This window comes from Amycolatopsis panacis, from assembly GCF_003600245.1.
Taxonomy (GTDB): domain Bacteria; phylum Actinomycetota; class Actinomycetes; order Mycobacteriales; family Pseudonocardiaceae; genus Amycolatopsis; species Amycolatopsis sulphurea.
This window is the reverse complement of record NZ_QZFV01000102.1, coordinates 34,901-46,451: the sequence shown is the minus strand read 5'-3', so window position 1 is coordinate 46,451 and position 11,551 is coordinate 34,901. Positions and strand designations below refer to the sequence as shown.

Here is an 11,551-nt window from a genome sequence, read left to right as displayed (position 1 = left end):
GGCGGGTGGCCCGGGGTTGCGTACCCCGGCCCACCGGCCTTTTGTGCCCCGGACGACGTTCGGGTCGGCGTTCGGGGGAACCGGATCTCCCGAATGGCCGACGCGTGCAGCCGCGTCCGCCCAGCATGCTGGGAACGACGGCACGGTACCCGCGCGAGGACGGGCGGCGGGTGCCCGTATCGTTGCGTAGGGTTAGGAAAGGTTACCCTAAGAAAGGCGGCTCCATGGAGGGTGAGTCCTCGGCCTGGCTGGCCGGCGGTCCGGACGGCGCGGACCGGCTCGCGCGGCTGATCCCGGTCGCCCTGCGTGCGCTGGCCGCCGGCACGGCAGAACGAGGCGGCCCCATCCCGTCCGGCGGGCCGGCCGCGGTGGCCGCGCTGGCGACGGTGGGCAGCGCGGGCGTGGACCGGGCGGGGGTCGCTGGGGATTTCAGTTCTTCCGGAAGTGCTCACGCGTCGGACCTCTCCGCTCCCGATCCAAGCCCCGCAAGGGATTTCAGCCCACCTGGGAGCGGTCTGGACTCGCCTGTTCCGGGAGGCACCCAGCCGTCCTTGGCGGACGACGGCCGCAGAACTCGCCCGGAGCACCCCGAGAACGCGGCCCCACCGTCCGGGTTGCCCTGGCAGGGCGTGGGGGCCGAACGCGCGCTGGAGGAGCTGGGGACGCTGCTCGCCGCAGGGGCGGCCGATCCAGCAGAACCCGCGTGTGCCGCGCATCTGCACTGCCCGCCGCTGGCCGTGGCGGTGGCGGCGGACGTGGTGGCGTCGGCGCTCAACCCGTCCATGGATTCGTGGGATCAGGCGCCGGTCGCGAGTGAGCTGGAGCGGCAGTTCACCACGGGGATCGCGCGGCTGTGCTATCCGCGGGACGAGCGGCCGGACGCGGTCGTCACGTCGGGGGGTACGGAGTCGAATCTCCTCGGGTTGCTGCTCGCGCGGGAGACCACGGGTGATGCGCTCCGCCCGGTGTGTGGGGCGAATTCCCACCACAGCGTCGCCCGCGCGGCCTGGTTGCTGGGGCTGCCCGCGCCGGTCGTGGTGTCCTGTGTGGACGATCGGATGGTGCCCTCGGCGCTGGCCGAAGTGCTGGGCACGCTCGGCGCCCGCGCGGTGGTGGTGGCGACCGCGGGCACGACCAACACCGGCCGGATCGATCCGCTGCCGGAGATCGCGCAGATCTGCCGCCGTGCCGGGGCGAGGCTGCACGTCGATGCCGCGTACGGCGGACTTGCGTTGTGCAGCCCGGCGTTGCGGGGACGCGTCGCCGGGCTGGAGCTGGCCGATTCGGTCGCGCTCGATCTGCACAAGTTCGGCTGGCAGCCGGTCGCGGCGGGGCTGTTCGCCGCCCGCGAGGCCACCGACCTTCGCGCGCTGACCGTCCGCGCCGAGTATCTCAACGCCGACGACGACACCGAGGCGGGCCTGCCGGACCTGCTCGGCCGGTCGTTGCACACCTCCCGCCGTCCGGACGCGTTCCGCATGGCGGTCACCGTGCGGGCGCTCGGTGTGCAGGGTCTCGGTGAGCTGGTGGAACGCTGCTGTGCCAACGCTTCCGCACTGCACGAGCTGGTGCAGGCACATCCGGACCTGCGTTCCTGGGGACCGCCGGAACTGTCCACAGTGGTCTTCCGTCCCAAGGTCGCGGACGAGCTGCCGGGCGCCGCCGGGGACGAACTGGTCGCCCGGGTGCGGCGGACGCTGATGGAGGAGGGTACCGCGGTGATCGGCCGCGGCGTGCTGCCCACCGGAGGGGACGGCAGCCCGCAGCGGTGGCTCAAACTCACGCTCCTGCACCCGCACGCCACCGAGGCCGACTACCGCCCGCTGCTCGACGCAGTGGCCGCCGTCGCCGCGAAATCCGTGGTGACGCAGGAAAGCCCGGTCGCGTCGTGAGGCGCTACGACCTGGCGGGCGTCGGGATCGGCCCGTTCAACCTGTCGCTCGCCGCGCTGGCCGACCCGCTGGATCTGGACGTGGTCCTGTTCGACGTGCGCCCGGAGTTCCGGTGGCATCCGGGGATGCTGGTGGACGGCGCGACGCTGCAGGTGCCCTTTCTTGCCGACCTGGTGTCGCTGGCCGATCCCACGAGCCGGTATTCGTTTCTGAACTACCTGCGCGAACGCGGCCGCCTGCTGCCGTTCTACTTCGCGGAGCGTTCCCATATGCCGCGTGCGGAATACGACGACTACGCCCGCTGGGCGGCCGAGAGGCTCCCCTCCTGCCGGTTCGGCCACGAGGTCACCGGCCTGCGCTGGAGGCCGGACGAGGAAGCGTTCGAACTCACCGTGACCGGGACGGAACCGGTGCTCGCCACTGCGGTGGTACTCGGGGTCGGCACGGTGCCCAGCGTGCCGGAACCGTTGCAGGGATTGGTGAACGACCCGGACGTCCTGGCTGCGCACTCTGCCGGTTACCTCGCACACCGGGCCGAGCTGCTTGCCGCGGATCGGGTAGCGGTCGTGGGGTCCGGGCAGTCCGGCGCCGAAGTCTTTCTTGATCTGCTGCGGAGTCGTTCCACAGTGGATGGTCTGCGCTGGCTGGCGCGGACGCCGGCGTTCGCGCCGATGGAGTACTCGAAACTCGGCCTGGAACAGTTCACTCCGGACTACACCGAGTTCTTCCATCGGTTGCCCGGATCCGTCCGCGACGGCCTGCTGCCCGCGCAATGGCAGCTGTACCGGGGGATCGACGCCGAGACCATCGGCGAGATCCACAACGAGCTGTACCGCCGTAGCATCGGCGACGGCTGGCCGCGTGCGGTGCTGACCCCGGGCGTCGAGGTTACCTCCGCAACCGCCGATGCCGAGGGAATCCTGCTGCACCTGCGGCACGTCCAGCAGGGCAGCACCGCGAAGTATCGGACGTCGGCGGTGGTCGCGGCCACGGGATACACCGAAACGCCTTTGGGGCCACTACTTTCCGGCCTCGGAGAGGCGGTCCGTCGCGACGAACAGAGGCGGCTGATCATCGACGCCGACTACCGCGTGCAGCTGAACGAGCCGGTGCGTGGCTCGCTGTACGTGCAGAACGCGGAGCGGCACACGCACGGACCCGGCGCGCCGGATCTCGGGCTCGGCGCCTGGCGGGCTGCGTCGATTCTCAACTCGGTGTGCGGGAAACCGGTGTACGAACTACCGGAGCGCACTGCCTTCACCACCTTCGGCCTGCACGAAACGGAGGACCAGTGACCGACCGTTTGACCGATACCGCCGCCTGGCGGGCCGCGGGTTCACTTGTCACGCACAAGATGCTTGGCGAGCTGTCCTACGAGGCGATGCTCGTCCCGCAGGCGGGCGAGACGACTCAGGCCGGGCACCGCCAATGGCTGCTGGAGCTGCCGAACGGCGTCTCGTACCGCTTCGAAGCACGCCGGGGCGCCTTCGAGTCCTGGACCGTGTTGCCCGGCAGCGCAATCCGCTTGGCCGCAGGTGCCGAGGAACCTGCGGACGACCCGCGCACCCTCGTGGCCGACGCACGCGAGACGTTGGGCCTCACCGGGCTCCGGCTGGCCGACGTGCTGGCCGAGCTGACCGCTACGGTCACCAACGAAGCGATCCGCCTGCGCCGCGCGCCCACTGTCGCCCACCTGTCCGAAATGGACTACAACCTGGCCGAAGGGCATCTCGCCGGGCATCCCCGGCTCGTGTTGAACAAGGGCCGCGTGGGCTTCTCCGCCCGGGACCGTGCCCGTTACGCGCCCGAGTCCGGGACCGATGTGAGGCTGCGTTGGTACGCCGTGCATCGGGACCTGGCACAGTTCCGCAGCGTCGCCGGTCTCGACGCGGAAGCGTTGCTGCGCCAGGAACTCGACGATGCGACCCGCGAGGCTTTCGAGACGCGGGTGGCCAGGTTGGGCGATCCGGTGGATTACGTGTGGGTTCCGGTGCATCCTTGGCAGGCGGACGAGATCGTCGGCACGCTCTATGCCGCCGAGCTGGCCACCGGGCAGATGGCCGAGCTGGGGGAGAGCACCGACGTCTACCGTCCACATCAGACCATACGTACTCTGGCCAACTGCTCGCGCCCGGACCGTCACGACGTGAAGACCGCAGTATCGGTGCGCAACACCCTTGTCTACCGCGGGCTGAACTCCGCTGCCACGCTCGCCGGTCCGTCCGTCACCGAATGGCTGCGCGGGATCGACGCGGCCGATCCGCTGTTGTCGGGGAAGTACCGGTTCGAGTTGCTGGGCGAAGTCGCCAGCGTCTCGGTGCGGCATCCGCTGTTCGGCGTGCTGGAGGAGCTGCCCTACCGGTTCCACGAGACGCTCGGCGCGCTCTGGCGGGAGCCGCTCGTGGCGCGGCTTGGGGTGGGGGAGCAGGCAATATCGTTCGCCGCACTGCCCTATCGGGACACTGCGGGGGAAGCCGTGCTGACCCGGCTCATCACCCGCTCCGGCGAAGGCGCCGAGGCATGGCTTTCGCGGTTGTTCGACCTGTTGCTCACCCCGTTGCTGCAATGGTTGCTGCGCTACGGCGTGGGATTCTGCCCGCACGGCCAGAATCTCGTCCTCGTCGTGGACGCCGAGGGCCGCCCGCTGCGGGTCGCGATCAAGGACTTCGCGCAAGGCGTCGATCTGCTGGACGAGCAGTTGCCCGCGTACGCGGATCTCCCGCCGGAAGCCGCCGCGGACATGCTGCGCTGGCCGGCGCACCTGCTCGCGCAGTCGTTGTTCAGCTCGGTCTTTTCTGGACAGTTGCGCTTCTGGGCCGAGATCCTGCTGGACGATCTGGGGCTCGCACGTGGCGATTTCTGGGCGCTGGTACGCACTGTCGTCGGCCGCTATCGCGACGAGAACCCGGACGTCGCCGAACGGTTCGACGCCTGCCGTCTCTTCGCGACGGATGTCGAGCGTGTCACGCTCAACCGCGAGCACTTCGCGGGGCAGGGCTTCGACAAGGTGGAGCGCGACGACGAGTTCGACGTTCGCTGGGGTCGCGTACCGAATCCGTTGCACGCGCCCGATCCGGACGGTGCCTGGTGACGCCGTTCGCTCGTCCGGTAGGTCCGCGTTCCCTCGCGACCCGCGCAGCGGCGCACCGAGAGGGAGCCGAGGTGCTGCGCCGCGTGCTCGCCGAGGACGGGAACCGGCTGACGTTGCTCGTGCCCGACCCCCACGCACGGTTCGCCGCCGTGGAGCTGACCGCGCCGTTCGCCGCCGAGGTCGTGGACACCGGCTACGGCATGTGCAGCTACGTATTCGCCTGGACCCCCGAGCGTGTACCGCTGCCGGACGACGGCCCGGTGAGCCGCTACCTCGACGGCTTCGGCGACCTGCGCGTACGGCCCGACGCGGCGACCGCGTTTCCGCTCGACGAGCGCACTTGGGCGGTGGTCGGCGACGCTGAGTTCGCGTCCGGCGAACCGGCCGGGCTGGCCCCGCGCACAGTCCTGCGGAAGCAACTGGCTGTGCTGGAAGAACGGGGTCTGGTGCCCTCGATCGGGCTGGAGCACGAGGTCGTTTTCCGTGATGTGGAAGGGGTTCCGCTCACCTCGCGCGGGGTCGACTACGCCGTGGGCGGCACAGAACGGCTGGCGCCGATGCTGGCCGAGCTGCGGTCGGCAGCGGTCGGGCTCGGCGTCGAGTCGGCCCGGGCGGAGTGCCATCCCGGGCAGTACGAGGTGGTCCTCCGGCATCGGGACGCTCTCGCCGCCTGCGACGACGCACTGCTGCTGCACCTGCTGACCCGCCGGGTCGCAGCCGGTCACGGGGCGAGCGCGGACTACCTGGCCGCGCCGGAATCCGGCCAGGGCAACTCGTGTCACGTGCACCTGTCACTGTCCACATCGGACTCGACCGTGCTGGGTGCGTTCCTGGCCGGAGTCCTGCGTGACGCGCGGGCCCTGACCGCGGTGTGGGCGCCGACCTGGAACAGTTACGTCCGGCTGCGCACCGGGCCGTTCTCGCCGCGCGTGCTGCGCTGGGGCCGGGACGACCGCACGTGCGCGATCCGCTGGTGCGGCACGGAGACCGCGCCACGGCTGGAGTTCCGCTTCGCCGGAGCGGACGCGCAGCCGCATCTCGTCGTGGCCGCGCTGCTCGCCGCCGGGACGGCCGGGATCGCCGACGAACTGGCGCCGCCGCCCGCCCTTACACGGGTGGGTGAACTCGCGGCTTCGCCGTGGGAATCGCTGGCATTGCTGGAGCAGGGCCGGCCCGCCGAGCTGCTGGGCGACGACGTGGCCGCCCAGCAGGCTGCCCTGCTCAGGGAAGAACTCGAAGCGGCGCTGCAGACCGTGACCGATCTGCAGCGCCGTCGCGGCATACTTCGGGCTTAGCCGCCGGCCTGGCGGGCCGCGTCCTGCGCACGGGACATGTGCTGCTGGTAGGACCCGTTGTTGTAGGCCACCCACGGCGACCAGTTGCTGCCGCTCGAGGAGATCGCGTACATGGCCCTCGCCGCGCCGGCCGGGTCGAACGCCTGCCCGTCGGACACCTCGGGGTGCCAGCGATCGCTGATCTGCCAGAGACCGCGGTCGCGGCTGCAGTCGGTGTTGATCAGCTGGGCGTGCGTCCAGCCCGCGCTCTCGGCGATCCCGACCGCGACGGACAGGACCAGGCTCTGACCGTGCAGGCCGACGTTGCGCGCCTGCTGGGCGAGCTGGACATCACTGAGCTGCGTGCCGGCCAGGGTGCTCTGGTAGGCACAGCCGCGCTGCTGCTCGGCGGTGCTCGCGGTGGCCATCGGGGCGGCGAGCACCGCGCCGGACACCACCAGTCCGGACAGGACGGAAACACGGCGGGAATACTTCAAGGCGACCTCGCAGTCGTCGGAGTGGGGACACCGGCCCGGCGGCGGCAGCGCTGCCTGCCGCCACGGCGGCGTGGGGATACCTGGTGGAGACACAACCAATGCTGAAGAGTGGTCTGGACAAAATTTAGCCCGATGTGGACCTTCGCACAAGCGCGGTCCGACTCGTCCGAAGTGGCCTTCCGGGCAACCCGGGCTTGCGCCCGCGCGGCCGAGTGCGCAGGCTCTTGGCGTGAGCGAACACGACTACGATCTCATCGTCATCGGTTCGGGCCCGGGTGGGCAGAAGGCCGCCATCGCGGCCGCGAAACTGGGGAAGAGGGTGGCGGTCGTCGATCGCCACGACATGGTGGGCGGAGTGTGCGTCAACACCGGCACCATCCCGTCCAAGACCCTGCGCGAAGCGGTCCTCTACCTGACCGGCATGAACCAGCGCGAACTGTACGGCGCGAGCTACCGGGTCAAGCACGACATCACCGTCGCCGACCTGATGGCGCGCACCCAGCACGTGATCGGCCGCGAGGTACAGGTGGTGCGCGCCCAGCTGCTGCGCAACCACGTGGACCTGGTGGTCGGCACCGGTTCCTTCGCCGATCCGAACACCGTGGTGGTGGACGGGACTGCATCCCGGCGACCGGCGCACGCTGACCGCCGGCCACCTCGTCATCGCCACCGGGACCCGGCCCGCCCGGCCGGACCACGTCGACTTCGACGCAGCCCGGGTACTCGACTCGGACGAGGTGCTGGCGCTGGAGGAGATCCCGTCGTCGCTGGTGGTGGTCGGCGCGGGTGTGATCGGCATCGAGTACGCCTCGATGTTCGCCGCGCTCGGCGCGCGGGTCACCGTGGTCGAGCAGCGGGACCAGATGCTCGGCTTCTGCGATCCGGAGATCGTGGAATCGCTGAAGTTCCAGCTGCGCGACCTCGGCGTGACGTTCCGGTTCGGCGAGAAGGTGTCGAACGTGGCGGTGTCGGCCGAGGCCACCGTGACCACCCTGGTCAGCGGCAAGCGAATCCCGGCCGAGGCGGTGATGTACTCGGCCGGGCGTCAGGGCATGACCGGGGAACTCGCGCTGGAGAACGCCGGGCTCGCCGCCGATCCGCGCGGACGGCTGGAGGTGGACGAGTACTACCGCACCTCGGTGCCGCACATCTACGCGGTCGGCGACGTGATCGGCTTCCCGGCGCTCGCCGCCACCTCGATGGACCAGGGCAGGCTCGCCGCGTACCACGCGTTCGGCGAGCCGGCGAACGGGCTGGGCGCGCTGCAGCCGATCGGGATCTACACCATTCCGGAGATCTCCTACGTCGGCGCGACCGAGGCGCAGCTGACCTCTTCGTCGGTGCCGTACGAGGTGGGCATCTCGCGGTACCGGGAGCTGGCCCGCGGGCAGATCACCGGGGACAGCTACGGAATGCTCAAGCTGCTGGTGTCCACAACGGACCGGAAGTTGCTCGGTGTTCACGTGTTCGGCACCGGCGCGACCGACCTCGTACACATCGGACAGGCCGTGATGGGCTGCGGGGGCACGGTGGACTACCTGGTGGACGCGGTCTTCAACTACCCGACGCTGTCCGAGGCGTACAAGGTCGCCGCGCTCGACGCGACCAACAAGATCCGCGCGCTGGAGCACTTCCCCGGGTGACGTCGCTCCCCGACTCCAGCCGGGGCCGGGAAGCGCTCATCAAGCCGTGAAGTCCAGGACGAGACGGCCTCGCACACCGCCCTTGGAGAGCCTGCGGTGTGCCTGGGGCGCCTCTGCGGCGGGCAGGACGTCGGCCACGCGCAGGGTGAGTTCGCCTGCTTCGGCCTGGTCTCGCAGCCGGAGCAGCCGGGAATGGTCGGTCGCGGATTCGGTGACCCACACCGGGCGTACCCGGATCCCGCGGCCTGCCGGGCCCGCCCAGCCGCGGATGACCGCGATCCCGCCCTGGTCCCGGATGGCCGGGACGACCAGCTCGTGCAGCATCGCCCCGTCGAGCGCACCTCGACCCCACCCGGTGCGAGCGCGCGGAACCGGTCGGCCACGTCGTCGCCGCGTGTGACGACTTCGTCCGCGCCGAGGCCGGAGACGAGCTGGGTGTCTGCCGGCGCGGCGTCGGCGAGTACGCGCAGGCCGTCGCTCTTGGCCAGCTGGACGGCGTATCCGCCGAAGGCGCCGGCCGCGCCGGTCACCGCGACCGTGCCCCCGGGCGGGATGGGGAGCAGGTCCAGTCCGATCCGCGCGGTGAGGGCGTTCATCAGCAGCGTCGAGGCCGCCGCGAAGCCGGCGCCCGACGGCATCGGCACGACCGACTCGGCGGGGACCACGATCGACTCGGCGTACGCGCCACCGTGTGTCCGATAAGGACGGACGATCGCGATCACCGCGTCGCCCGGCCGGAGAGTGGTCTCGGTGTCCGGGCCGATCGCGTCGACGACTCCCGCCGCGTCCATCCCCGGTATGTACGGTCCGGGACGGCCCTCGAATCGCTCGTGCGTGGCGCCGGAACGCAGCAATGTGTTGCTGGGGTTGACCGCCGCGGCGTGCACCCGGATGCGCACTTCGCCGGTGCCCGGCACCGGATCGGGCAGTTCGAGCACCTGGAGCACCTCGGGTCCGCCGTACTCGGTCAGGCCGATCGCTCGCACAGCCTTCGCCTCCCTCGCCGGTTCTCTTTGTTGGATATCTGTCGAACTGCTCGCCACCTTGCCCCGCGGGATTTCGTTCGAACGTGTGTTTGACACCGGGTTAGAACATGTGTTCGACTTGACGGGTGCGATGGGAGCAGTTGCGTGCGGGGAAGGGAGAGCCGGTCCTGCCCGGTCTCGGTGCGTTCGGCGAGGCCGTGCGGTCGGTGCGGGCGCCGGAGTTCGGGGGGATCACGTTCCACGAGGTGCGGGCCCGGTCGGTGCTGAACCGGGTGCCCGGGGAGTCGGCGGTGCCGTTCCGGTGGTCGGTGAACCCGTACCGCGGGTGCTCGCATGCCTGCACGTACTGCCTCGAGGGCAGCACGCCGGTCCTGCTTGCGGACGGGCGGGCGAAGCCGATCGCCGAGCTGCGCACGGGGGACCGGATCCTCGGCACGCGCGGCCACGGGATCGCGCGGCGCCTGGTGCCCACCGAGGTGCTGGCGCAGTGGAGCACGGTGCGCGAGGCCTACCGGATCACGCTGGAGGACGGCACCCGGCTGGTGGCCGGGGCGGATCACCGGTTCCTCAGCGCCCGCGGCTGGAAGTACGTGACCGGCAGCAGGCTGGGCACCGCGCAGCGGCCGCATCTGGAGCCCGGCATGGAGCTGGTCGGCGCGGGCCGGTTCGTGCGCACTCCGGACGACACGCTCGGCTACCGCGCCGGGTACCTGTGCGGAATGCTGCGCTCCGGCGGGTTCGCCGCGGAGCCGGACGCGGCCGCGCGGGCGCTGGCCTACCTGCCGGATTTCGGTTCGTCGGCGGGGTTCATGCGGATCCCGCGGGAGCCGGACGCGCACTGGGCGCGCGGGTTCCTGGCCGGGCTGTTCGACCTGGCCGGCGGGTATCGGCGTGGCGCGCTGACGCTGGCCCACGACGAGACCGAAGTGGTGGAGGCGCTGTTCGCCGCGCTGGACCGGTTCTCCTTCTCCTACGAGACGGTCGGGCATCGCGGGCACCCCGGCCGCAGGCAGGCGCGGCTGGGCGGGGGCGCCGGTGAGGTGCTGCGCTTCCTGCATCTGACCGATCCGGCGGTGGCCTGGAAGCGTTCACTGGAGGGCACCGTGATCGGCTCGGTGCGGCGCCGGGTCGCCGCGGTCGAGCCGATGGGCCTGTCGCTGCCGCTGTTCGACATCACCACCGGCACCGGCGATTTCGTCGCCGACGGGGTGGTCTCGCACAACTGCTTCGCCCGGCACACGCACACCTACCTCGATTTCGACGCCGGGCACGACTTCGACACCCAGGTCGTGGTCAAGGTGAACGCGCCCGAAGTGCTTGCCGCACAGCTCAAACACCCGAGCTGGCGCCGCGAACCGGTGGCGATGGGCACGAACACCGATCCGTACCAGCGGGCCGAAGGCCGGTACCGGCTGATGCCCGGCATCATCCGCGCGCTCGCCCGGTCCGGGACTCCGCTCTCCATCCTGACCAAGGGCACGATGCTGAGCCGGGATCTGCCGCTGCTGAGCGACGTCGGAAAGGACGTCCCGGTGCGGCTGGCGGTGTCGCTCGCGCTGCTCGACCGGGACCTGCAACGGCGGCTGGAGCCCGGCACCCCGAGCCCCCAGGCCCGGCTGGACCTGCTGCGCAAAGCGGCCGCGGCGGGCCTGCCGTGCTCGGTGATGGTCGCCCCGGTGCTGCCCTACCTGACCGATTCCGCCGAAGCCCTCGACGCCTTGTTCGCCGAACTCGCCGAGGCCGGCGTCACCAGCGCGACGGTGCTGCCACTGCACCTGCGTCCCGGTGCCCGGGAATGGTTCGCGTCCTGGCTGGGCCGCACGCATCCGGCCCTCGTCCCCCGATACCGGCGCCTCTACACGCGGGGCAGCTATGTCGACCGCGGCTACCGCGAACTCCTCGCCACCCGCGCCGGCCCGCTGCTCCGCCGCCACGGCCTCGCCCCCCGGACCGCGAACGACCACCGCGAACCGGAACCGCCCCCGCCCCGCACGGAGACCACCCAGCTGCGGCTGCTGTGACCCGCCCCCGGGGTAGCTGTGAAGGGACCCTTCACGGACGCAGTGGCTGTGAAGGGTCCCTTCACAGCCAAGGAAAAGCCAGCCGGCAGTCGCGACGGACGGCTTGGTCGGGTCGCACACACTGGTGCCCGAACCCGCCGCGGCGAC

Annotated in this window: 7 protein-coding genes and 2 pseudogenes; 6 read left to right on the top strand and 3 right to left on the bottom strand. The window is 71.0% G+C overall.

Features of this window, described 5'->3' with window-relative positions; all coding sequences use genetic code 11:
* Window positions 1–224 precede the first annotated feature (224 nt).
* Genes D5S19_RS22105 through D5S19_RS22090 form a run of 4 tightly spaced genes read left to right on the top strand, consistent with a single transcriptional unit; the run spans window position 225 to window position 6,278 of the window.
* A complete protein-coding gene (locus D5S19_RS22105; protein ID WP_120025314.1) occupies window positions 225–1,892 on the top strand; it encodes a pyridoxal phosphate-dependent decarboxylase family protein in 1,668 nt (555 codons plus the stop codon).
* A complete protein-coding gene (locus D5S19_RS22100; protein WP_120025312.1) occupies window positions 1,889–3,187 on the top strand; it encodes a lysine N(6)-hydroxylase/L-ornithine N(5)-oxygenase family protein in 1,299 nt (432 codons plus the stop codon). The genes D5S19_RS22105 and D5S19_RS22100 overlap by 4 nt, the downstream gene beginning before the upstream one ends.
* A gap of 59 nt (window positions 3,188–3,246) precedes the next feature.
* Complete coding sequence (locus tag D5S19_RS22095; RefSeq protein ID WP_120025323.1) at window positions 3,247–4,983, top strand: IucA/IucC family protein; 1,737 nt, start codon at window positions 3,247–3,249, stop codon at window positions 4,981–4,983.
* On the top strand, window positions 4,980–6,278 hold the full coding sequence (locus D5S19_RS22090; protein WP_120025309.1) for a type I glutamate--ammonia ligase: 1,299 nt from the start codon (window positions 4,980–4,982) through the stop codon (window positions 6,276–6,278). The genes D5S19_RS22095 and D5S19_RS22090 overlap by 4 nt, the downstream gene beginning before the upstream one ends.
* On the opposite strand, the gene D5S19_RS22085 is transcribed toward D5S19_RS22090, so the two are convergent.
* Window positions 6,275–6,847: a hypothetical protein gene (locus D5S19_RS22085; RefSeq protein WP_233574081.1), complete on the bottom strand. Its 573-nt coding sequence runs from the start codon at window positions 6,845–6,847 to the stop codon at window positions 6,275–6,277. The two genes, D5S19_RS22090 and D5S19_RS22085, sit on opposite strands and share 4 nt — an antisense overlap.
* Window positions 6,848–6,983: 136 nt before the next feature.
* Here D5S19_RS22085 and sthA point away from each other — a divergent pair.
* A pseudogene (sthA, locus tag D5S19_RS22080) lies at window positions 6,984–8,397 on the top strand (Si-specific NAD(P)(+) transhydrogenase).
* Between the two features lie 39 nt (window positions 8,398–8,436).
* On the opposite strand, the gene D5S19_RS33850 reads toward sthA, so the two are convergent.
* Window positions 8,437–8,721 carry a zinc-binding dehydrogenase gene (locus D5S19_RS33850; protein ID WP_325050300.1) on the bottom strand — a complete coding sequence of 95 codons (285 nt, stop codon included), beginning with the start codon at window positions 8,719–8,721 and terminating at the stop codon, window positions 8,437–8,439.
* A 368-nt stretch (window positions 8,722–9,089) separates the two neighbouring features.
* Window positions 9,090–9,284: pseudogene (locus D5S19_RS34215) on the bottom strand (alcohol dehydrogenase catalytic domain-containing protein); the annotation flags it as partial.
* 224 nt (window positions 9,285–9,508) lie between these two features.
* Between D5S19_RS34215 and D5S19_RS22070 the strand changes: the two are divergent.
* On the top strand, window positions 9,509–11,404 hold the full coding sequence (locus tag D5S19_RS22070; protein WP_199730626.1) for an intein-containing Rv2578c family radical SAM protein: 1,896 nt from the start codon (window positions 9,509–9,511) through the stop codon (window positions 11,402–11,404).
* Window positions 11,405–11,551 lie beyond the last annotated feature (147 nt).